The sequence below is a fragment of the Kordia aestuariivivens genome (assembly GCF_014397005.1).
Taxonomy (GTDB): Bacteria; Bacteroidota; Bacteroidia; order Flavobacteriales; family Flavobacteriaceae; genus Kordia; species Kordia aestuariivivens.
Window position 1 is genome coordinate 18,383 of record NZ_JACGWS010000007.1, and the last position, 22,788, is coordinate 41,170.

Consider the following 22,788-nt stretch of genomic DNA (forward strand, 5'->3'; position numbering starts at 1 on the left):
CGCATGATTAAAAAACTACTGTTACTTCTCCTTTCTATTTTTGTATTGTCTTGTGGTTCTTCCAAAAAAACAACTTCCACAAGAACTGTTAACAAAAAGACAACACGTACAAAAACGACGAATCCTTCTAAGAAAACAGCGACTAAAGCAACTGCTATTGTACAAACGGCACTTGCTTATAAAGGAACACGCTATAAATTTGGCGGAACTACCAAAAAAGGAATGGATTGTTCAGGGTTGATGTTTGTCGCCTTTAAGAAGCATCAAATCCAATTGCCAAGAATTTCGTATCAGCAAGCAACACGTGGAGAACGCATCAAATTGAATGCTGTAAAAAAAGGCGATTTATTATTCTTTCAAACGAATAAAAACAGAAAACGAATCAATCATGTTGGCTTGGTGGTAGAACATAAAAGAGGCGTAATTAAGTTTATTCATTCTACTACTTCTAAAGGTGTGTTGATTTCTTCTTTGGACGAACGCTATTGGAAAAATGCTTTTACAGAAGCGCGGCGTGTGCTTTAGTTTGAAACTATAAATTTCTAAGAAAATGAAAAAATATTGTTTGTTGTTACTATTGCTATACAGTTGTACTATTAACATTCAGAAAGAAATTTCATTATCAGAAATTGATATAAAAACAATATTTGAAGACTTAGAATGTGGAGAAGCGTTGGAATGGTGGCCTACTATGGAGGAAGCTACTCAATCGTTTATTAATATTTTGAAAAATGATTACAATCAAAAATATACTAAGATCGTATTAGTTGAGTTTTGTCATTCAGGAGAAACAGTCGTGCATAATTCGTTAACAATCTTTCATGATTTAGAAGGAAATATGACAGTTCTCTCATTTGGAATGGATTGGCATACCGTTCGAAAAAAAATAAAAATGCCTTTCATTACTACTGAAAAAATTCTATCAAAATTAGCTACTACTAATGGAAATTTTACTAAAATGTGGATATTAGATATAACAAAAGATACTGCAAAATGTGATTTCATAAGAAATTTCAGTTACGAAAATTACAAAGGACTTCAAGATTTAAGCTTTTTTAATTGACGATAATTTTCTTCGTGAATTGCGCTGTTGCTGTTGTGAGCTTTAAGAAATAGATTCCACTTTGTAAGCTTGAAACATTGAGTTCAATTGTTTTGCTATCTTCAACTTGTTGCAGGATTTGTTTTCCTTGCACATCAAATAGCCGCACGTTTGAAGTTTCGTTTTTATCAAATGTTACATATAATATATCCGTCGCAGGATTTGGATAGGTTGTCACGTTTATACTTGAAACTTCACCAACCGAAAGCGGTGCTACAAATTTTGTTTCAAACGTATTTGTGATCACAGGCGCATTAAAGTCAAAATAAATTCCTGCAACTCCGGGAATGATATCGCCAATAGCATATCCAGCTTTTGGTTTTATTTTAAAGTATACAAAACCATTACTTCCATCGGCATCAAACATTTCGGCAGGCAAGTTAATATCATCAAACCGCCAAACCAATTCATCATTCGTGCGAACTACTTGAAAATCATGACTTGACGCTACCATTTGAAACGTAGTTTCGTCTAATTCTGTATCTAAGGTTTCTTCTATTCGCACATTTACAGCTTCCGCAGTTCCTAAGTTTTGGAATCGGATGGTATAGTACAAATAGTCTTGTGATGTAAAATCTTCGTGAATAATTTCTGGTCCACGCGATTCTGTGATGTCATTTGGATCCCAAGAACCAATCACAGTTTCTTCTAGTGAAGATGTATTGTTTCCTAAAACGAGATCATTTGTATCCGTTGTATAGGTAACTGTATTTGTTGTGATTTCTCCTAAAGCAACTGTTACAGGACACAATAATTCTATTTCAATAAGTTCAGTCGCAAAAGGTGCTAGATTCACAAAATCGACTGTAAATCCTGTTGCTGTATTTGTAACCGTATAATTCGAATTGATGCTAATGATATTATTGAATACTAGTAAATTATCAACCACAAATTCTATCGTTCCAGACGCAACCGTTGTTGTTGAATTGTTTTTGAGCATTAGTAAATTATCATGCGTAAATCCTGGTCGTGGCGGACGCGAAGTATTTATCAAAAGTACTTCTATATCTTCACAAGCTTGTGGTGCTGTCAGTGGAAAGTCGACAAAAATAGCATTTCCAATAGCAACATTTACGTCGTTTATGGTTGGTGTTGCGATCGTGTAACAATTTACATATTCAGGAAATAAATCAAATGTAATATCATACGTATTCGCGCCATCATCACTTAGTATGGTATAAATTTGGTTCGTTGTGCCTACATTTATGATTCCATCGTCGTTTTCTTCGTATAAAACATTTCCAAACGGAACTAACACTTCTCCAACATCATACGTTCCATTAGTATTATCATCTAAAAAGCTTCTTACATTTATGATTCCGACTACTGAAGTATCTAAGCAAGACGCTTGAAATTGTAAAGGCACAAATGAATTTTGGCAAGAAATAGAACCATCTGAGTCTATTTTTACTGTAATTTCATCGCCTGTAGATTCAAAAATTAATCCTGTGACATCTCCATTATTTCCATAACCAGTATATAATACAGTAATATCATCTGAGTCAATTATAATTAGTTCATCCCAGTTTTCTTCTACCATACCTTCTATAAATTCTATGGTTACTGGAGAACCGCTTGTACTTCGAAATCTGAATTCTGTATCATCATTGTTCGTGTAGCAATAGGTCGTTGTTATTGGAGCTTGAGAACAATCTACACTTGTATATGTTATGATTTCTAAATCAAAATTTACAACAGCGAAACAACTCAAACTCGGATCTTGAGCACGTGCAAAAATAGTTTGCGGATTTGTTAGATTGGTATAACTGGTTGGATTTACAATAGGGTTGAGCTCATTTTGCGCTTCCACAAAACTCTCATAAAACGTGATTTGTAAGTTTGTATTTCCATTAATGATTTCCGGAATTTTCACAGTTAAATCAAATACATCAGAAGTTGCATTTGTGGTAGTTTCTATGATAGAATCTGACGGATTGTTTACTGCTGGTGAGCTACTAAAAGTAACCAAAGAATCATCAGAAGATGTAATTCCATTCACTATTACTGTGGCTTCATATAATCCAGATTGTGTTACAACAAGCGTTGCCGATGTTTCTCCTGCAATTGTTTGTCCATCTTGAGACCATTGGTAGGCAGTAGCGTTTTGTGTGGTTGCATCTAACACAATCGCTTGTCCATCACAGATTTCTATATCGTCACCTACGTTGACAGTTTGAGAAAATCCTATTGCGGTAAAAGATAGAAAGATAATTAGTATATAAAGTAATCTTGTTTTCATAGCGTCATTCGTTAGTTATGCTAAAAATAACATTTTATATGTAATTTCTGTAAAAAACATCTTTTAAAATTTCGGTGATACTTATTTTTAATATTCTCAAAACAAGTAAGATAAATACAAATTTTAGTTGTTTTAACACAATTTCACAACGCTTACGAAAAATAATTGACGCTTATACAATTATTTTTTATACACTAAATTTTTTAACTACTTTGAATTCGTTTTAATTAATTCGTAGACAATGAAGTGGCTCAATTTTACCATCACTAAACTTACTTTTTCTATCATTTTTGGTATTTTGATTGGTTACTACAGCAGTATTTCTTGGACCACAAGTTGTTTTATTTTTGGTGTTTTATTTGTGGTGTTATGCATTTTCTTTTGGATGGCTCGAAAGCAATTTTTACAAACAATTGGTTTTGGATTGATGGCACTTTTGACAACAGTTAGCTTAGGAATTGTCATTGAGAATTTTCATGAAGAGAAAAATCATGAAACACATTTTAGTAAAATTTCAGCAGTCGAGACTGTTCAGTTACGCATTCGCGAAGTTTTAAAATCAAACCGTTATTACGATCGATATGTTGGCGAAATGCTGAAAGCAAATGAAAAATTAGCTTCTGGAAAAGTATTACTTCACATCCAAAAAGATAGCCTTTCAAAGCCTTTACACGTTGATGCGGTTTTGCATACTACGCTGCTTCCAAAAGCAATCAAACCTGCATTAAATCCTACTAATTTTGATTATAAAACCTATTTGAACGATCGGTATATCTATCATCAACTCTATGTGAAACCTTCAGAATTTATTGTTGCCAAAACACATCCAAAAACAGTTTATGGATATGCAGATGCGATTCGAACTCGGATTCATAAAAATTTAGTAAAAAGTGGTTTTGAAGCAGATGAATTAGCCGTTGTTGAAGCATTATTGTTAGGACAACGACAGCAAATTTCAAAGGAATTGCAAGCCAATTACGCAAATGCTGGCGCTATTCATATTTTGGCAATTTCCGGATTGCACATTGGAATTCTCGTGTTGTTGTTACAATTTTTATTGAATCCGATGAATCGATTTAGAAAAGGAAAATTTGTAAAACTCCTTTTAATGGTTTGTATGTTGTGGAGTTTTGCCGTTTTATCAGGTTTGTCGGCTTCCGTTGTTCGCGCCGTAACGATGTTTACCGCAATTGTGGTGGCCTCACATTTCAACAGACAAACTAATACGCTTCAAGTGCTCACGGTTTCCATGTTTTTCTTGTTGCTCTGCAAACCACATTTTTTGTTTGATGTCGGTTTTCAGTTGAGTTATGCTGCGGTTTTTGCTATTGTTTGGCTACAACCTTTATGGAAGCAACTTTGGAATCCGAAATCATTTGTACCAAAATCATTTTGGAGTTTACTCACGGTGAGTTTTTCGGCACAATTGGGCGTTTTACCATTGAGTTTGTATTATTTTCATCAGTTTCCTGGATTGTTTTTTATTGCCAATTTGACCATTATTCCTGTTCTTGGAATTATCTTGATTTTAGGAATTTCAGTAATCGTGCTGGCTTATTTTCAAATGTTGCCCGAGTTTTTAAGTTTGATATATATCTTCGTCATTCAACAGATGAACGCTTTTGTTTCTTGGATTGCTTCTTATAAACAGTTTGTGTTTGACGATCTTTTCATCAGCTTCAGTCAAATGATTGGCTGTTATTTGGTCATTATTGCGTTTGCACAGTATTTCCATCTCCCGAAAGGGAAAAACTTAAAATTAGCTTTGTACAGTATTTTGGTGTGTCAAGGTTTGTGGTTATTTGATCGTGTTCAGCAAACTCCAACGGAAGCTTCTTTTATGGTTTTTCATCAGACTAAAACTTCTATTTTAGCCAAACAACACGGAACTTCTTTAGCATTATTTCACGAGTTGGATAGTATTGCTTTCGCGAAGAATTATGTGATTCAAAATCAAATTGGGAATCAATTTATAAAGAGCGTTTCTTTTGATCGTTTACAGAATGTATATAGTTTGAATGATTCCTATTTATTGCGAATTGATAGTTTGGGCGTATATGAAATTCCAGCATTGAAGCCTGCGTATGTATTGTTGACCAATTCGCCAAAGATCAATTTGAATCGCATGATTGATTCGCTTCAACCAACATATATTATTGCGGATGGAAGTAATTATCGAAGCTATGTGAATCGTTGGAAAGCTGCTGCTGAGAAACAAAAAATCCCTTTTCACTATACTGGTGAAAAAGGATTTTTTTCTATTTCCTTGAAAGAATAAATTTAGCTTTTGAATTCAATATAAATATATCTAAGAATGAGTTTTAATGCTAAATAAAATTATTAGATAGATAGTAAAATTGAAATTATCACTTTCATTTTCTTTGCTCGCACAAAGAAAACAGAAACAAAAGAAAGTGCGCTTTTTAGTTCATGTCATTTATATCTTAAACTAAAGTATTCATGAATCTTCGATTTCCATAGGTATTTTTAGTTTTCTCGCTGGAAAACTAAAACCGAAAAACTTTTACTAAATTTTTTCCAAGGCTTCAAAAATTCTTAACGTAAAAATTTTCTATACTGCGGAAAAAGAATGAGTTTCAAAGTAAATATTGAAATTTACTGTCAAAACTAGCTTTTGAATTCATAAACGAACTCTTTTTGATATTTCTCCCAATCTTCTTTTGATTTGACTACTTTGTATTTGTCTGTTTTGAAAAGCTTTAGGTAAATTTCTAATTGCTTTGGCACTAAATATCCTGAAATTGGCGCGATTAAATTGAAGTCATTGTCAAAAAACACCATTGTTGGATACGCGCGAACGCTTAAGTATCGTGCAAATTGATGTTGTGCGTTTCTTTTGTTTTTCTTTGCAGGATCGTAATTTGGGTTTGTAAAGGTGTTGTCCTTAAACGTAATACTCGAATCGCCTTCTGCATTGAATTTGATAGCGTAATAATTCTCATTGATATATTTTGCCACATCAGGATTTCCAAACGTATTTTTATCTAACATTTTACACGGTCCGCACCAAGTTGTATAGACATCCATGATGATTTTTCGCGGTTCTTTTTTCATTAATTCTTGGGCTTCTTCGATCGTAACCCAATTAATTTTTTGCGCATTCAGCGTTGTGATACTCACCAAAAGGATGCTTACGAGTGCTATTAAATTTTTCATCTGTGTGTTTCTTTTTCTTATCATTTGCAAAGTTCGTGCCTTTTTACAAATGCAAGTTACGAATTGAGTTTGAGATGTAATATCATTTACTGATTGAATTTGTTGCAATAAAAAGCGCTTCCTTTCGAAAACGCTTTTTTAGAATATATGTTGTTTTACACGTTATTTGACTCCGTGCATTAGTTTTTTCAAGACTCCATTTAATATTATTGAAAGTAATCCAATAACTATTGGAAATAATGTGAATATTAAAAAGAATGTACTTAAAGAATATTGAGCTGTTATTTCTTCAATCATTCCTCCCATAGTTCCTGCTGATTTTTGTCCTATAGCAATCGCTAAGTACCAAATACCAAACATAAAACCAATCATACGCCCAGGCACTAATTTACTTAAGTATGATAATCCTACTGGTGAAATACAGAGTTCGCCCATGGTGTGGAATAAGTATGCTAAAATTAAAAATACCATACTTACAGAAGCTGTTGTAGCTCCTTGCGGAATTCCTAAGGTTCCAATTACTAAGATCCCAAATCCTCCACCTAAGAGAATTAATCCGAGACCATATTTCATTGCGGCACTTGGATTGTATTTGCTTTCCCACCATTTAGAGAATAAAGGTGCTAATGTGATGATAAAGAAGGAATTTAAAATTCCAAACCAAGTTGCTCCAACTTCCGTTGTTTCTTTACCAAATTCTGCATTCACTTTGTAGAAAACTACATACCACAGAAAGGCAAATGTAAGTGCCAATACAATGTTAGATGCTAGAATTTTTTTATGTGTTTTTTTGAATAATAGATATAAAACCCATGTGATAATTGCTAAAGGAACCACCGTTAGTATTAAGTCAATGACCTTAAAAATCATTGCCGAGTTTCCTGTGAGTGCGCGTTGCGTAAAATCTCTAGCAAATAGAGTCATAGAACCTAGCGCTTGTTCAAAAGCTGCAAAGAATACCACTGTGAATAATCCAAATATGGAAACTGCTATAATTTTATCTCTTACTATTGTAGAATATCGAATGGTTCGCATTGTAATTAAGATTAAAAACAATACCAATGATAATAATACAACTACATAAGGTCCTGAAATTCCACCCAATTCAAAATCGAATAAATTTATTCCTCCAATTTTTGATAAAGGATCATTAAACAAGTATGATAAACCTCCAATAGCTGCTAAAGCCATTAAAACCTTGTCTACCGTTGTAAATGGATTCAGTTTTTCTGCAGCGTCCTCTTCATTTACTACTGGACTTTCTTCATTTATATTTTGCGGCAATTCTACTTCGTATACTTTTGATGGCTTACCACCAATTTCTCCAAATAAGTCTTTCGCTAACCAAAATTGAATTAACCCTAATAGCATGAATATTCCTGCCAATCCAAATCCGTAGCTCCATCCTACATTTTCTGCTAAGTATCCACATAACATCATCCCGAAGAAAGCTCCCGCATTTACACCCATGTAATAAATGGTGTATGCACCATCTTTTTTAGATTCTTTGCCTTTGTACATTTCGGAAATCATAGAAGTCATATTTGGCTTAAAGAAACCTGTTCCTATGATCAGTAATGCTAATCCAAGATATAGTGACCATTGCGTTTCAAAAACCATGGAAACATGTCCTAACATCATGATAAAACATCCAATCACTACGGCAACTCTATATCCTGTATATTTATCAGCTATCCAACCACCAACAATTGGTGTTAGATATAATAAAGATCCGTACGTACCAATTAATGCTAATGCATTTTCTGAAGACCAACCCCAACCTGGGTTATCTCCAAATAAAGGAGCCGTTAAGAATATTACTAATAAGATCCGCATTCCATAGAATGAAAAACGTTCCCACATCTCCGTAAAAAAGATTACGAATAATCCCGCAGGATGTCCTATTACTTTGTCTTTAAATAAATTTTCTACATCTGTATTCATAAAAGGATATTTTAGTTATCAGCTAATTCAAAACCTTCTGCTTCTTCATGCATGGTTCTTTCATTGTCTTCAGCACCATGTGTTAATGTTTCTAGTTTCTTTCTGAATACCATTACTAATAATCCAAATATTACACAGAATACAGCTATCCCAGTAAAGATTTTAAATTCTCCTAAACTTTCAGAAGCTTCTCCAAGAAGTCCTGCTAATTTGTTTCCAAAACCAGTCATCGCAAAGTAAACACCCATCATTAACGATGCATATTTTAGTGGTGCTAGTTTTGTAATGTATGATAATGCTACTGGAGAAATACATAACTCTCCAACAGTATGGAATAAGTATGCTAATACTAGCCAGTACATTGCTGAACCTCCAGCTCCGTCAACAATTGGTCCGTTGCTATTAAATTCTGCAGCAGCTGCCGTCATAAAGAAGAATCCTGCTCCCATGATGATTAACCCAAGAATCATTTTGAATAATGACGTGGAAAGTTTTCCTTTTAATTTTCTTGATGCCCAATATCCTGCAACTAATGTTCCTAAGAAGATGATAAACATAGCGTTTAATGATTGGAACCATGAAGCTGGCACTTCCCATCCCATTAACATTCTGTTTGTTTTTTCAGAAGCATAAATGTTCATTAATCCACCTGCTTGCTCAAAAGCTCCCCAGAATACAATTACCAATAAGAAAGAGATAAATAATACTACAATTCTATCTTTTTCTATTTTCGTTAAAGGCTTGTTCATTGCCTCTTTTTCAGCTTTATTTTCAGATGTTCCTAAGAAATTTCCAACATGTGTTAAGTATTTTTGACCTACTAGGTATTGTAATAAACCTAATGCCATTCCGATACCTGCTAATCCAAATCCGTAATGCCACCCATGTACTTCTCCAACATATCCTACAATTAAACTTGATAGAAAAGCTCCAACATTAATTCCAATATAGAATATGGTAAATCCTTTGTCTCTTCTGATATCTCCTTGCTTATAAAGTCCACCAACCATTGTTGAGATATTTGGCTTTAACATTCCTACACCAGCTATAATTAATCCTAAACCTGTGTAGAATGCCCATAATTCTTCAACTGCTAAAATACTATGACCTGCAACTAGTAAAATTCCTCCATAGAGTACAGATTTTTTTTGTCCTAAAAATTTATCTGCAATCCATCCACCAGGAATAGACATTACATATACTAACATTGTGTACGTTCCATAAAGCGATAACGCTTCACCATTTGTCCAGCCTAATCCTCCGTTATCACCTTGTGTTTGTGCTACAAGATATAATACTAAGATTGCTCGCATTCCGTAATACGAAAAACGTTCCCACATTTCTGTGAAGAATAATACATACAGTCCTACCGGATGTCCAAATAGCTCTTTTTGATGAGCTTGTTTTACTGAGTTTGTCATTGTATTAAATAGTTTGGGTTAGTGTAAATTGTTGTTATTATTTTAATAAAGTGTTTTCAATGAAATCTGTCATTTTTGTATACAAATGCAATCGTGTGTACCCACCATAAATTCCGTGGTTTTTATCTGGATAGATCATCCAATCGAATTGTTTGTTAGCTTTGATTAATGCATCAATCATACGCATGGTGTTTTGTACATGCACATTATCATCGCCCGTTCCGTGGATTACTAAGTAATCTCCTTTAAGCTTTTTAACATGATTTATTGGTGAATTGTCATCATAACCACTTGCATTTTCTTGCGGAGTTTGCATATACCGTTCCGTGTAGATTGTATCATAGAAACGCCAGCTTGTTACAGGCGCAACCGCAATTGCCATACTAAATACATCGTTTCCTTTTAAAATACAGTTACTAGACATAAATCCTCCGTAACTCCATCCCCAAATTCCGATGCGATCTTTGTCTACATACGAACGCTTTCCTAATTCTATTGCTGCATCTATCTGATCTTCTACTTCGTATTTCCCTAATTCTTTATAGGTTACTTTTTTAAAGTCAGCTCCTTTAAACCCTGTTCCGCGTCCATCTACACAAACGATAATAATTCCTTTTTGTGCTAACAATTGATACCAGTAATCATTTGGGCTATTCCATTTGTTTGCTACTTGCTGCGAACCTGGACCCGAATATTGATACATCAGTACAGGATATTTTTTTGAAGCTTCAAAATCTGCTGGTTTTATCATCCAAGCGTTTAATTCATGACCTTTTGCAGTGGTTAGTGTGAAAAACTCTTTTTTAGACATTTTGTAGTTGCCTAATTTTTCTTTTACGTTCGCATTGTTTTTAATTTCTTTTTCCAACTTACCATTCTTTGCCCAGTGAAGTGAATATTCCGGTGGCGTTGTAGCACTTGTGAATGTATTAATGTAGTAGGTGAAGTTTGCACTAAATTTAGCACTGTTCGTTCCTTCTTTAGTAGAAAGTCTTTTCTTTTTCTTTCCGTTTATTTTAACAGCATAAATATCTCTATTTACAGAACCATTTTCTACCGATTGATAGAATACACGATCAGAATCTTCATCGTATCCGTAATAGTTGGTTACTTCCCAAGGTCCTTTTGTTACTTGGTTGATGAATGTCCCGTCTTTTTTGTAATGATAAATATGATTGAATCCATCTTTTTCGCTGGTCCAAATAAAACTGTTATCTGCTAAAAACGTTAGATTGTCTGTAATATCAACATACGCTTTGTCCGTTTCTTTCAATACTACTGATTTCTGATTGGTCGCGGCGTTGTACATCATCAAATCTAACTCGTTTTGATGTCTGTTGATGACTTGCACACTTAATACCGCTGGGTCATTTGTCCACTTGATTCGTGGAATGTAGAAATCATTATAATTACTTAAATCTATTTTGGAAGTTTTTCCAGCATTCAAATTATATAAATGCAGTGAAACATCTGCATTCTTTTCACCTGCTTTAGGGTATTTGAATACGTGTTGTTGTGGATATAATTTACTTCCATACACGTCCATTGAAAATTCTGGAACGTCTGTTTCATCAAAACGAATAAACGCAATGTGATCACTTGCTGCATTCCATTGAAAGGCTCTTACGAAGCTAAATTCTTCTTCGTACACCCAATCCGTCACACCATTGATGATTTTATTTTTTACACCATCCGTTGTAATTTGCGTTGAAGCACCAGACATTAAGTCTTTTACATATACATTATTGTCATAAACGTAAGCAACCTTTTTTCCGTTAGGAGAAAAGGTTGGCTCTTGTATTTTTTTATCTGAAATTTTTGTCGCTTTTTTTGAAGCTATATCGTATACAAAGTAAATCCCTAAACGCGATCTTCTAAAAACTGGTTCTACTTCTGTTGCCAGAATGAGTTTGCTTTCGTCATCACTAAAACTATACGAAGAAAATGAACTGATTTCTGAAATATTACTAGCACTAACAATCGTTTCTACTTTTTGAAGCGTTTTGTAGTCATACTTATCAACAGAACCTGTACCTCTATTTAACACAGTATATTGTTGTCCGTTATTCATAGAATGCAAAACATCCATTCCGCGTGTTCCAAAAGCACCACTCCAAATTTCCTGTAGTGTAATTTCCTTTTGTTGTGCAATTGTCAAGTTTGCTAATCCTAGAAAGACAAAAAGAAAAACGTATTTTAATTTCATTCGTGTTGAGTTTTTAAGTAATTTTTTAACAATTATATTGCATTGAATACTTGCAAATTGTTCTTATTTTTATGGATAAGGCTGACAATATACAAATATCAAGCAAGTACCACAAAAATCGAACCTTAAATTATAATGGAGAAAAAAGGGTTCTTTTTGAGTTACATTTACAGCAAGTTTACGCTAAATACACTACAAAATCTTCACTTTTAGATACATTTTATGCGAAAAGGGTTGTTTATAGGTTCTATTTTAGCACTTTCTGATTAAAATTGTTCTTATTTCATTACGTATCTTTGCAGGAATCTAACGGATATTAAACCCTATTTTATGATTGCTCCTATTGCTGGATTTTCTAAACTTTCCAAAAACGAAAAGATTGAATGGCTTGCAACTACCTATTTTCAGGATGATGAAACTGTTGTAAATACCTTGAAAAAGTATTGGAATTCAGACGAAACATTGCAAAAGTTACACGATGAGTTTATTGAAAACACTATTTCTAACTTTTATCTTCCGTTAGGAATTGCGCCAAATTTTTTGATTAACGATAAGTTATATGCTATTCCAATGGCAATTGAAGAAAGTTCGGTAGTTGCTGCTGCAAGTAAAGCTGCCAAATTTTGGCTAGAACGCGGTGGATTTAAAGCAACGGTTTTGAATACCGAAAAAGTAGGTCAAGTACACTTTATGTATTTCGGCTCGACCGAAAAATTACATGATTATTTTAATTTAATTAAACCTGAATTAATTGCCGCAACAAACCATATTACGCAAAATATGGAAAAACGTGGCGGCGGAATTACAGATATTATACTACGCGATAAGACACAAGAACTCGATGGTTATTTTCAATTGCATTGCACATTTGAAACCGTAGATTCTATGGGCGCAAACTTTATCAATTCGTGTTTGGAACAATTTGCCAAAACGTTTGAAGAAGCTGCAAAGTCCTATGAAGCGTTTTCTGAGCAAGAGGCAGCCATTCAGATTGTGATGAGCATTTTATCGAATTACGTTCCAAATTGCTTGGTAAAAGCGGAAGTGAGTTGTCCTGTGAGTTCTTTGGTAGAAAATGAAGCGATTGATGCAGAAGAATTCGCTGAAAAGTTTGTGCGTGCGATTCAGATTGCCAAAATAGAACCGTATCGTGCCGTGACACATAATAAAGGAATTATGAACGGAATTGACGCTGTTGTGTTAGCCACAGGAAACGATTTTAGGGCCATTGAAGCAGGAATTCATGCTTACGCAGCTAAAGACGGACAGTATTCTAGCTTAACACATGCGGAAGTGAAAGACGGTGTTTTTAGATTTTGGATCGAAATTCCATTGTCTTTAGGAACTGTTGGTGGTTTAACATCCTTGCATCCGCTTGTAAAATTAGCCTTGCAACTGTTAGGAAAACCAAACGCAAAAGAGTTGATGCAATTGGTCGCTGTTGCGGGATTGGCGCAAAATTTTGCCGCAGTTCGTTCCTTAACCACCACAGGAATACAAAAAGGACACATGAAAATGCATTTGGTGAATATTTTAAATCAATTAGAAGCTACAGACGCTGAGAAGAAACATTTTATTGCCTTTTTTAAAGATAAAACTGTTACACATAGTGCCGTTGTAAATGCATTTACAGCGTATAAATCGCAACATGCCTAATGAATTTTTATAGCAACGGAAAGTTATTGTTAACAGGCGAATATGTCGTGTTAGATGGTGCAAAAGCATTCGCCATTCCGACGAAGTATGGACAATCGTTAGTTGCAACTCCGATTAATGAACCAAAATTGATTTGGGAAAGTTTAGATTCAATAGGAAACGTCTGGTTTCAACACGAATTCAATTTAGATAGCATTACTTCAGAAACTACGCATACTGATGAAGTTTCTCAAACATTAAATAAGTTGTTAGCAGAAGCTAAACGACTAAATCCTGAGTTTTTAAATAATACAACTGGTTTTCACGTGAAAACTACCTTGACATTTCCTAGAAATTGGGGATTGGGCTCTTCTTCTACCTTGATTCATAATATAGCGCTTTGGGCAAACGTAAATCCGTATACATTACTCTGGAACGCTTTTAAAGGAAGCGGCTATGATATTGCTTGCGCGAAACACCATACGCCAATTATATACGAGATAAACGACCAACAACCGAAAGTTACAGAAGTATCTTTTTCGCCATCTTTTAGCGATCAATTGTACTTTGTACATTTAAACAAAAAAGAAAATAGTCGCGATGCAATTATTCGTTATAACGAACGAAAAGGAACGATTGCCAACGAAATAAAAGTCATTAACGCCATTACTACCGAAATGATTGCGAGTAAGTCGCTGCTAGATTTTGAATTGTTATTGAAAGAACACGAACAAATTATTGCCGATATTATTCAGGAAATACCTGTGCAAGAACGTTTGTTTGCCGATTATTTTGGACAAATAAAGAGTTTGGGTGCTTGGGGCGGCGATTTTGTATTGGCAACTGGAAATGAGGAAACACCTGCATATTTTGAGAAAAAAGGATATGAAACGGTGATTCCTTTTAGTGATATGATATTGTCAAATTAACGTGAGTTCGATGTAAGTTCTTTTTATTATTTAGCTTCTCGACTGCGCTCGAAGTGACAAGATGTTCATTTTATTACACTTAGTTTCTTTTAGATAGTAAAAATTATTAAAACATAAAAAAACCTGTGAAGTTGATTTCACAGGTTTTTTTTGATCATTCTAAAGTTAGAATGCTATGTTATTTTGAGGTTTAGTAAAATATGCCTCTGTTGTCTTCAATTTCAGCCGCACTCTTTAATGCTTCAAACACAGAGTTTGTTGCATTTGCAGCTCTTTGATTTTTCAACGTATTCATTTCAGTTAAGTACGTATCTTTTGGTGCTGCTGGTGTTTTCTCTACGATTTCAATCATAAATACACCACTTTTTCCAGCAATTAAACCAGATGTTGCGCCTTTGTCTAATGCAAATGCAGCTCCTACTACTTTTTGCTCTTCTCCAACTACGCCAGGAATTGATGGTGCTACCATAGATAATGAAGTAGCTTGTTGTACCGTAGTTCCATTTGCAGATGCAAGCTCCGTTAATGTTTTAAAACTAGCATTGTTAGTCTTAATCGTTTCAGCTTTCTTTTCGTTTCTTAATATTGAAACTACTCTTGCAGATGCTTCTTCTACTGAAGACAATCCTGCTGGTTGTTTTGCAGTTAATTGTACTACGATAAATCCACTTCCTACAGAGAAACGTCTGATATCACCAATTTCAGTTTCTTCATCAAATGACCAACGTACTATTTGACGTTGTTCTGGTAATCCAGAAATTCTTGCGTCTAATTCTTTGATTTTATTTACTGGCTTCACTTCGTAGCTACTTGCTTTTGCAACTTCTAGGAATGCATCTTCAGATTTTCCTGCTTCAGATTCAAATTTTGAAGAAATTGTAAATAAGTCAGCTAATGTTTTTTCAGTAACTTCTACTTGCTTGTTAATCGTTGCCAGCTTAACAGTTTTTTGCGTATTTTTTTGTTCTTGAATTTCAATAATGTGGTATCCAAAAGGAGATTCTACAACGTCCATTGCTCCAACTGCTTCTTCGAATACGAATTCTCTGAATGTTGGTGTTAAGTTAGCTCTAGTACCAACGCTAAACCAACCTAAATCTCCACCTTTATCTTTAGAAGTATCATCAGACATTTTTGTTGCGATATCAGCAAACTTAGATTTACTTCTTTTTACTACAGCTAAGATACTGTCTGCTTGTTTTTTTGCTTCCTCTTTTGTTTTTGTTAAACCTGGCTCAGCTCCTTGTGCGCCTGTAAAACGAATTAAGATATGTCTGCTTCTTACAGAATCAGGAAGTTGTTTTGTTTCTAGCAATCTAACGATTTTGTATTGATTCCCTACTTTATAAGGTCCGTATACATCTCCTACTTCCATTGCCATGATACCATCTGCTGTTACACCTGGTAATTGCGTTTTGTAAGTAAAGCTAGGCGCTTCGTTCGTTTCTGTATATTCAGTAGCATACGCATTGGCATCTTCTGCAGCTGCGAATCCTGCTTTAAGATCTTCTACATATTTTTCTGTTCCATCTTCATCAGATTTTGAAGGAACTTCTGGAAAGTATACATATTGAATGTCTCTTGATTCTTTTACTTCAAATGCTGACTTGTGATTGTCAATGTATTTTTGAACATCACTTTTTCTGATTTCAACTAGTGAATCAACAATAGATGTGTAAGGAATTTGAACATATTTGAAGGTTACTTTGTCATTTTCCATACGGTATGCCAATTCTCCTTCTTTTACTGTTGCAATAGAACCTGCTTTTACTAAGTTGTAGTATAAAGCTTTTTTAGCTTCTCTTTCTGTGTACTGCTCAGTAGAAAGCCAATTTTGGTAATCAGCTTTGTTTTGTGGAGTAAGATCTTGATTTGCTTCAAGGTTGTTTACATACTCTCTTAGTCTTCCTTCTACAAAAACACCAGCTTCATCCTTGAATAATGGATTGTTTGTAATGTTTGGACTTGTGATTAGAAGGTTCCAGATTTCGTCTTTTTCAATTGTGATGCCTAACTCGTCTAATTGTTGTGTAATTAGCGTGTTTCTCACTTCTTCATCCCAAATAGCGTTTACGACTTGCATCGTAGATTGACTACCTCTAGAGATATTCATCCCATATTCTACTTGGTTTTGAAATTTCCTTAAAGGAATATTTTCTCCATTTACGGTTCCTATTTCGTTTGGTAATTTTTCTCCAGTATCATTGTTGTTGAATACGTCGGAAATTACGAAAGCAAATAGTGCCAATCCAATGATTAGGATTAGGACTAATGTACGTTGTCTAATTTTTGCAAGAATTGCCATTTATCTTCTAATTTTATGAAATTCAGTGGGCGAAAATACAATTTCCTGTTAAATAATGAAAGAAGAACTTCGTATTAATTCGTTTATTTTAGGTATTTTAATCTTCTGAAAGAATTTGCAATTGAATCGTATCTATTTTTGTGTTAGAAACTTCCACGATTGTGAACTTCAAATTATTGATAATGATTACCTGATTTTGCTCTGGAATTTCTTCTGTTTCGCTTACGATTAAGCCACCTAAAGTTTCATAGTTTTCACTTTCGGGAAGATTTAGTTTGTAGGTTTCATTAATGTAATCTACTTCTAATCGGGCAGAAAACATGTATTCGTTTTTGCTGATGCGCTTTTCGAGTAATTCTGTAACATCGTGTTCATCTTCAATTTCTCCAAATAATTCTTCTACAATATCTTCCACAGTGACAATTCCTGAAGTTCCGCCGTATTCATCTAATACGACTGCAATACTTTTGCGTTTTTTCATGAGCACGTTTAGTACATCATTTGCCAACATTGCTTCAGGTACAAATACAACTGGCAATACGATACTGCGAATTGTTTTTGGCTTTTTAAAGAGTTCAAATGAATGCACATATCCGATTATATCGTCAATAGTGGTTTTGTAAACTAGTACTTTAGAGTAGCCAGTTTCCGAAAAGAGTTTGGCTAAACTATTTGTAGTTTCACGAAGTTCTATGGCAACAATTTCCGTTCTTGGAATCATTACTTCGCGTGTTTTTACCGCTGAAAATTCGAGTGCATTTTGAAATATTTGAATTTCCGAATCTATGTCTTCATCTTGATGTCCGGCTTCCATTTGCTCCGTAATGTAATCGCCTAGTTCTATTTTACTAAATTCTAGTTGTACTTCATCGCCTTCTGTTTTGAAGAATTTTTTTAGGATAACATTTGAAATCCACATGACAAATTCAGAAATCAACCAGAATAATTGATAGAATATATACGCAGGAAGCGCTAAAAATTTAAGCAACTTGTTTGCATATACTTGAAAGAATACTTTTGGCAAGAATTCTGCAGTTACCAAAATCACCATTGTAGAAATGATGGTTTGAAAAAGCAGCTCATATTCGGACGTAATGTATTGATTGAGCCAAGGAGTTTCATGAATCCAATCTACCAACAATTCGCCCATACAAAACCCATAGATTACTAATGCTATATTGTTTCCAACGAGCATTGTTGCTATAAATTTAGAAGGTTTTAAGGTAAGTCGTTTCAAGATTTTAGCTAAAATCCCGTCTTGTTTTTTTTCTAATTCAATATGAATTTTGTTCGCGGAAACGTACGCGATTTCCATACCCGAAAAGAACGCTGAGAACAGTAATGCCGTTACGATAATGAGCAACTGTACTTCCATTTACTTGTCTTTTCCTTTTTTGCGGTCTTCAAATTTCTTTTCATAATGTCTTCTAAAGAAAAACATAAATAATGAAACTACGGCAAATGCAACAAACATGTAATCAATTTTCTTTACACTACTCCATGTTTCTATTATTTTATAGATAGATAGTATCGCTACAAGAAGATATAAATATTTGGTATAGCTTAAAACTTTCACGGTCGCTTGATTTTGTTAGTTTGGTGTACTTTTATTTGTCTTTTTCGTCAATTGGAATGGTACTATCATAGATTTCATGCGCATCTATAATGGTTAAATCCCTATTGAAATCGATTCCATTGGTTCCTTGTAATAACACGCCATATTCGTTGCTCCATTTGAATTTTCCTTCTGTAAAGATCCATTCTTTGTCTTGATCCCAATACAATTGTGGTGCTTCTAGGACGTTTCCATCATGTGTGGTTAATACAACATTTCCTTGTAAATCTACTAATCTTGTGTCACTATACAAAATAGCATAGTCTGAAGTTACGACACTTTTGTTGTTTTGCTCGTCAAAAAATTCTAAAATAATTCCATTAGGAAATTCCATGAATGGAAATTGTTGATTGGAAAAATCTTTGTTGTAAGGACTTCTAAGAGTCGATTTTACTTTTCCTGAATCGGTATAGACTAAAAACATATTTTCAGCTTCACCAACAGGAAAACGTTTAGAATAGGAAAGTTTTTGGATTTCGCTATAGTTGTCCTGACATGAAAAAAACAGTGTCACAGCAAATGCTGTGACAATGAATTGTAAAATATGTTTTGTATGTTGTTTCATTTTATAAACTTGGAACTCGAACGCTTCCACCAATCCAACAGTTTAGTGAGATTTTTTCTCCTCCTTTGTATCCTTTACTAAAGATTTGAGACTTGCTTGGCGCTGATTGCATGTATGAACTTACCGTTCTGTTTGCAATACTTTTTAATGATGGATCAACTTGCCCAGCTTTTCTTGCCATTTCAGCAGCTTTCCAATATCCAGCTCTTTTTGTAAACTCATCGTTTCCACACTGATTTACACTTGAAGCGTATAGTTGTGCAATTTTTAAGTATGCACTTCCTAATGATGGATTGTTTTGTACCGCTTCTAGGTAATATTGTCTTGCTTTAGATTTTTGACCGCTTTTCTTAGCTTTGTCAGCAATTTTGTATAACAACTTTCCTTTTCTAATAGGATCTGTTTCCATACTTAATGACTGCTTTAGGTAATCTTCAGCTTTCCTTGAGTCTCCCTTTCTTTGATAGATTCCAGATAAGTATCTTTTAGAGTTTGCAGATGGCTCTAAAGCATCAACTGCTTCTACCAATTCTACAAATAATGGATCTTCATCACATCCTTTAGCATCTAATCTTCCAGCAGCTCTTTTTAACCAAAGTACATTGCTTCTGTTTGAATCAAAATTCTTTCTGAATAATGGAATTAATGTTTCACAAGTAGATACTTTTTCAATTAAAGACTCCATATTTCCTGAGAAAATTGCGATTGCTTTTACGTTTGTATCTGCAATTCTTTCAGTTCTCTTTTCCTTGGAAGTCAATTCTTGACCAGCATCTTTTTTCTTGATGATTTCGTTTTTCGTGATTGCTAATCTTTCGCTTTCAGATTCAAACTTTTCGTTTAATTCTTCAAACTTCTCAATTAAGTTTTCCAATTCTATACCTTGATTTCCTGATTTGTACATGTTATAGTACAATTCAAAATACAAGTATAATGATTTTGGGTTTTTGAAATTTACCAAGTCAGTTTTGAATGCTTCATCAAATATATCATACTGCTCTTTTGGTGTTCCTATTTTATAATCGACCATTAACGTTCCAATATCTCCTAAAACATCTCCTTTTTTAGTTTTAGCAGGAACATTTGCCAATCTATCTTTATACAATTGTATCATCTCTTGTACAACTGCTTTTTTATCAGTAGCCTCTTTAAGCTTAGCTTTATAGATTCTTTCTCCATACGCATAGATAGCTGAATTGATTGTTGGGCAATCTTTTCTTAATTCAGCAAGTTGAGTCTCTGCTTCTGAATAGTTTTTTGCTTTCACGTTTTCCGCGAAAATAGACAACTTGGCTTTGCAATCTTGTGCATTTAAAGTTGTGAAGCTAGTTATCGCAAACAACCCTGCAACTAATAATGTAATAATCTTCTTCATTTCTTTAATTTTATCGATTAATTATACTTTCTTTTTATAAACCATTTATCATTTAATGATAAACTTAGGTGGAAATTTACATAATTTTCTTTGATCAATCCTGAGTTTGTAGTTCCTCTTTTTCCGAACTCAAAACCAAGGTTTACATTTGATAATGATCGTCCCACAGGTAACCCTAGTCCAAAAGATATGCCAAAGTCGTTTATACTTTCATTTCGCACCATAATTCCTGAGTCTTCATAACGAACTCCAGCCCTATATGTAACTCTTTCCCAATAACTTGTAAAAGAATTATATTTTGGAATATAAAATCCTCCAACAGATATTTTTGATCCATTTTCATAATTTACATTTTCAATAGTCGTAAGACCATTTCCAAAATCACTACTATTTAAAATTGTGTATTCTGCTCCTGCAAACCATTTATTTTTGTGTCCCAAACCAGCTCCAAACGCTATTTTTGAAGGCAATGTTAATTCTGTTTTTCTTCTATCTCCTAAATCAACTTGATCTATTTGACCTGAACTGATGATTTCGCCACCATTTGCAGAAATATTCAACGCAGATAGTTGACGTGTATTTTCTGAATTGATATCTGATTGCGGTGAGAATGTAAGTGATGTTGTTAACGATAACTTATCGTTGAACTCAGTTTGGTAGTAAGCACCTAAGTTGTAGCTTAATCCACTAAGTTTTGATTCATCTTTAGAACGTGTTCCATAATTTAGGGTTCTTACAAATTGTCCTTCATCATTTAACTCTCCTAAAAATTCTGTGTTTTGGTTTTTTATGTTTCCAAAGTTATAGTTGACGGTTCCTCCTACTGAGAATCCTTTGGAAATTTTATATCCTAATGATAAGAATACCGAATTCAATCCGCCTTCTCCTTCATATTGTGCAAATTTATTTGGTGCAGAGGCAATTCCTGTTTCTCCAATACCCTCAAAATTATATCCAACGGAGCTAAATGGTAAAATTCCAAAACCAACGCCCACTTTCTTTCCAATTGGAAAAGCTACTGCTAAATATTCTAAAGCAGTTGATGAACCTTTGTCTTCAACAGATGAACTTTCTAATCGCAATTGACTGTAACTTGCTCCAAGTGTATATGTTGTGAATTTCAAATTTCCAAACGCTGCTGGATTTTGTAGATTTAAATGAATACTATCTGAATAGACACTCATTCCTCCCATACTTCTGTTTTCTGTTGTACCTTTAAACTTCAAGTCTCCTATTCCTAAGAACGAATACGGTGAAGCAGTTCCTTGCTGTGCCATACTTATTTGGCAGATAAACAACAAAATTGATAATCCTAAAAACTTTCTAATCATTATATCTATTATATTCTAAAATAGTGTTCAATCCTTGTAACAAGAATTTTGAATTCGCAAATATGGTATTTTTTAACCTTTTAGCCAAGAAATTAGTATCACCACCTGTTAAAATAACTGTTAAATGTTCAAATTGTCCTTTGTAACGTTCAATTATCCCATCAATTTCAGTAATTACGCCAATAGTTACACCTGAATGAATTGCACTTTCGGTAGTGTTACCAATATAATTTTCAGGCACTTTAGGTTCTAATAACGGAAGATTTGCTGTTAATAGGTTTAATGTTTTGTATCGAAGTTGTATTCCGGGCGAAATTCCTCCACCTAAATATATTTCGTCGCTGGTTTTAAAATCATACGTAATACAAGTTCCGGCATCAATCACAAGCACGTTTGTTTTTGGATATTGTGCAACGGCAGCTACAACCAATGCAATTCTGTCTACACCTAATGTTTCAGGCGTGGCATAGTTATTTTGAAAAGGAACCTTCGTTTTATGCGTTAGTTTGTGCACTTTTAGATCAAGATTTGCTATAAATTGTTTTGTGTCGTCACTAAACGTTGTTACCGAAGAAGTAATCATTTGATCAATCTCGGCATGCGTTTTTAAAAGTTTTTCAATTTTTTTTTGAAATAATTTTTTTTCAAAACTTTCGTGAGACAACATTTTATCTCCCTGAAAGACAGCAACTTTTACATACGTATTTCCAGCATCTACTATTAAATTCATAATACATTTTAAACATTGCTAAAGTAAGAAACGTTTTTTTTGCAAAATAGTTTTGTGAGTTTTAAAAAACGCTTATATTTGCATCCGCATTTGGCACTGGTGCCTTAGCTCAGTTGGTAGAGCAAAGGACTGAAAATCCTTGTGTCCCTGGTTCGATTCCTGGAGGCACCACTAGAAATGTTAACCCTTGATAGACAATGTTTATCAAGGGTTT

At 34.1% G+C, this 22,788-nt stretch carries 17 protein-coding genes and 1 tRNA gene; 6 read left to right on the forward strand and 12 right to left on the reverse strand.

The genetic code is table 11. The features are described 5' to 3' along the window. Window positions 1-3: 3 nt before the first annotated feature. Window positions 4-525, forward strand: a complete 522-nt coding sequence (locus tag H2O64_RS12050; RefSeq protein WP_187562465.1) for a C40 family peptidase — start codon at window positions 4-6, stop codon at window positions 523-525. Between the two features lie 25 nt (window positions 526-550). Continuing rightward, complete coding sequence (locus tag H2O64_RS12055) at window positions 551-1,063, forward strand: hypothetical protein (RefSeq protein WP_187562466.1); 513 nt, start codon at window positions 551-553, stop codon at window positions 1,061-1,063. On the opposite strand, the gene H2O64_RS12060 is transcribed toward H2O64_RS12055, so the two are convergent. Beyond that, the gene (locus H2O64_RS12060; RefSeq protein ID WP_187562467.1) at window positions 1,056-3,341 is read right to left on the reverse strand and encodes a T9SS type A sorting domain-containing protein; all 2,286 of its coding nucleotides are present in this window, start codon (window positions 3,339-3,341) and stop codon (window positions 1,056-1,058) included. The genes H2O64_RS12055 and H2O64_RS12060 overlap by 8 nt on opposite strands. A 241-nt stretch (window positions 3,342-3,582) precedes the next feature. On the opposite strand from H2O64_RS12060, the gene H2O64_RS12065 reads away from it, so the two are divergent. Then, entirely contained in the window at window positions 3,583-5,619 is a 2,037-nt protein-coding gene (locus H2O64_RS12065) for a ComEC/Rec2 family competence protein (RefSeq protein WP_187562468.1), read from the forward strand. A 350-nt stretch (window positions 5,620-5,969) separates the two neighbouring features. Here the strand turns inward: H2O64_RS12065 and H2O64_RS12070 are convergent, their stop codons facing one another. The 4 genes from H2O64_RS12070 to H2O64_RS12085 form a co-directional block, all read right to left on the reverse strand. Continuing rightward, the gene (locus H2O64_RS12070) at window positions 5,970-6,518 is read right to left on the reverse strand and encodes a thioredoxin family protein (protein WP_187562469.1); all 549 of its coding nucleotides are present in this window, start codon (window positions 6,516-6,518) and stop codon (window positions 5,970-5,972) included. Window positions 6,519-6,680: 162 nt separating this feature from the next. Further along, window positions 6,681-8,462: a peptide MFS transporter gene (locus H2O64_RS12075; RefSeq protein ID WP_187562470.1), complete on the reverse strand. Its 1,782-nt coding sequence runs from the start codon at window positions 8,460-8,462 to the stop codon at window positions 6,681-6,683. A gap of 11 nt (window positions 8,463-8,473) precedes the next feature. Next, window positions 8,474-9,883 carry a peptide MFS transporter gene (locus tag H2O64_RS12080; protein WP_187562471.1) on the reverse strand — a complete coding sequence of 470 codons (1,410 nt, stop codon included), beginning with the start codon at window positions 9,881-9,883 and terminating at the stop codon, window positions 8,474-8,476. Window positions 9,884-9,920: 37 nt separating this feature from the next. Then, on the reverse strand, window positions 9,921-12,089 hold the full coding sequence (locus tag H2O64_RS12085) for a S9 family peptidase (RefSeq protein WP_187562472.1): 2,169 nt from the start codon (window positions 12,087-12,089) through the stop codon (window positions 9,921-9,923). Window positions 12,090-12,419: 330 nt separating this feature from the next. Here H2O64_RS12085 and H2O64_RS12090 point away from each other — a divergent pair, with 330 nt between their 5' ends. Continuing rightward, complete coding sequence (locus H2O64_RS12090; protein WP_187562473.1) at window positions 12,420-13,745, forward strand: hydroxymethylglutaryl-CoA reductase, degradative; 1,326 nt, start codon at window positions 12,420-12,422, stop codon at window positions 13,743-13,745. Further along, window positions 13,745-14,653: a GYDIA family GHMP kinase gene (locus tag H2O64_RS12095; RefSeq protein WP_187562474.1), complete on the forward strand. Its 909-nt coding sequence runs from the start codon at window positions 13,745-13,747 to the stop codon at window positions 14,651-14,653. The genes H2O64_RS12090 and H2O64_RS12095 overlap by 1 nt, the downstream gene beginning before the upstream one ends. A gap of 190 nt (window positions 14,654-14,843) precedes the next feature. On the opposite strand, the gene H2O64_RS12100 is transcribed toward H2O64_RS12095, so the two are convergent. From H2O64_RS12100 to H2O64_RS12130, 7 genes are all read right to left on the reverse strand, one after another. Next, entirely contained in the window at window positions 14,844-16,958 is a 2,115-nt protein-coding gene (locus H2O64_RS12100; protein ID WP_187562475.1) for a peptidylprolyl isomerase, read from the reverse strand. A 97-nt stretch (window positions 16,959-17,055) separates the two neighbouring features. Next, window positions 17,056-18,333 (reverse strand): hemolysin family protein, encoded by a 1,278-nt coding sequence (locus H2O64_RS12105; protein WP_187562476.1) that lies wholly within the window; start codon window positions 18,331-18,333, stop codon window positions 17,056-17,058. Beyond that, window positions 18,334-18,534, reverse strand: coding sequence for a DUF6526 family protein (locus tag H2O64_RS24040; RefSeq protein ID WP_187562477.1), 201 nt, complete (start codon window positions 18,532-18,534; stop codon window positions 18,334-18,336). 31 nt (window positions 18,535-18,565) lie between these two features. Beyond that, on the reverse strand, window positions 18,566-19,138 hold the full coding sequence (gene lptC / locus H2O64_RS12115) for an LPS export ABC transporter periplasmic protein LptC (protein ID WP_187562478.1): 573 nt from the start codon (window positions 19,136-19,138) through the stop codon (window positions 18,566-18,568). A 1-nt stretch (window position 19,139) separates the two neighbouring features. Then, window positions 19,140-20,513 (reverse strand): tetratricopeptide repeat protein, encoded by a 1,374-nt coding sequence (locus H2O64_RS12120; protein WP_187562479.1) that lies wholly within the window; start codon window positions 20,511-20,513, stop codon window positions 19,140-19,142. A 17-nt stretch (window positions 20,514-20,530) separates the two neighbouring features. After that, the gene (locus tag H2O64_RS12125) at window positions 20,531-21,844 is read right to left on the reverse strand and encodes an outer membrane protein transport protein (protein WP_187562480.1); all 1,314 of its coding nucleotides are present in this window, start codon (window positions 21,842-21,844) and stop codon (window positions 20,531-20,533) included. Then, complete coding sequence (locus H2O64_RS12130; protein ID WP_187562481.1) at window positions 21,837-22,574, reverse strand: type III pantothenate kinase; 738 nt, start codon at window positions 22,572-22,574, stop codon at window positions 21,837-21,839. The genes H2O64_RS12125 and H2O64_RS12130 overlap by 8 nt, the downstream gene beginning before the upstream one ends. A gap of 98 nt (window positions 22,575-22,672) precedes the next feature. On the opposite strand from H2O64_RS12130, the gene H2O64_RS12135 reads away from it, so the two are divergent. Continuing rightward, window positions 22,673-22,745 (forward strand) — tRNA-Phe (locus tag H2O64_RS12135). Window positions 22,746-22,788 lie beyond the last annotated feature (43 nt).

What these genes read in the sequence shown, in the direction of transcription:
- H2O64_RS12105 (WP_187562476.1), bottom strand. Translation starts at nt 18,333, where the DNA reads ATGGAAGTACAGTTGCTCATTATCGTAACGGCATTACTGTTCTCAGCG.
- H2O64_RS12130 (WP_187562481.1), bottom strand. Translation starts at nt 22,574, where the DNA reads ATGAATTTAATAGTAGATGCTGGAAATACGTATGTAAAAGTTGCTGTC.
- H2O64_RS12065 (WP_187562468.1), top strand. Translation starts at nt 3,583, where the DNA reads ATGAAGTGGCTCAATTTTACCATCACTAAACTTACTTTTTCTATCATT.
- H2O64_RS12060 (WP_187562467.1), bottom strand. Translation starts at nt 3,341, where the DNA reads ATGAAAACAAGATTACTTTATATACTAATTATCTTTCTATCTTTTACC.
- H2O64_RS12120 (WP_187562479.1), bottom strand. Translation starts at nt 20,513, where the DNA reads ATGAAGAAGATTATTACATTATTAGTTGCAGGGTTGTTTGCGATAACT.
- H2O64_RS12070 (WP_187562469.1), bottom strand. Translation starts at nt 6,518, where the DNA reads ATGAAAAATTTAATAGCACTCGTAAGCATCCTTTTGGTGAGTATCACA.
- lptC (WP_187562478.1), bottom strand. Translation starts at nt 19,138, where the DNA reads ATGAAACAACATACAAAACATATTTTACAATTCATTGTCACAGCATTT.
- H2O64_RS12080 (WP_187562471.1), bottom strand. Translation starts at nt 9,883, where the DNA reads ATGACAAACTCAGTAAAACAAGCTCATCAAAAAGAGCTATTTGGACAT.
- H2O64_RS12050 (WP_187562465.1), top strand. Translation starts at nt 4, where the DNA reads ATGATTAAAAAACTACTGTTACTTCTCCTTTCTATTTTTGTATTGTCT.
- H2O64_RS12125 (WP_187562480.1), bottom strand. Translation starts at nt 21,844, where the DNA reads ATGATTAGAAAGTTTTTAGGATTATCAATTTTGTTGTTTATCTGCCAA.
- H2O64_RS12090 (WP_187562473.1), top strand. Translation starts at nt 12,420, where the DNA reads ATGATTGCTCCTATTGCTGGATTTTCTAAACTTTCCAAAAACGAAAAG.
- H2O64_RS12100 (WP_187562475.1), bottom strand. Translation starts at nt 16,958, where the DNA reads ATGGCAATTCTTGCAAAAATTAGACAACGTACATTAGTCCTAATCCTA.
- H2O64_RS12085 (WP_187562472.1), bottom strand. Translation starts at nt 12,089, where the DNA reads ATGAAATTAAAATACGTTTTTCTTTTTGTCTTTCTAGGATTAGCAAAC.
- H2O64_RS12075 (WP_187562470.1), bottom strand. Translation starts at nt 8,462, where the DNA reads ATGAATACAGATGTAGAAAATTTATTTAAAGACAAAGTAATAGGACAT.
- H2O64_RS12055 (WP_187562466.1), top strand. Translation starts at nt 551, where the DNA reads ATGAAAAAATATTGTTTGTTGTTACTATTGCTATACAGTTGTACTATT.
- H2O64_RS12095 (WP_187562474.1), top strand. Translation starts at nt 13,745, where the DNA reads ATGAATTTTTATAGCAACGGAAAGTTATTGTTAACAGGCGAATATGTC.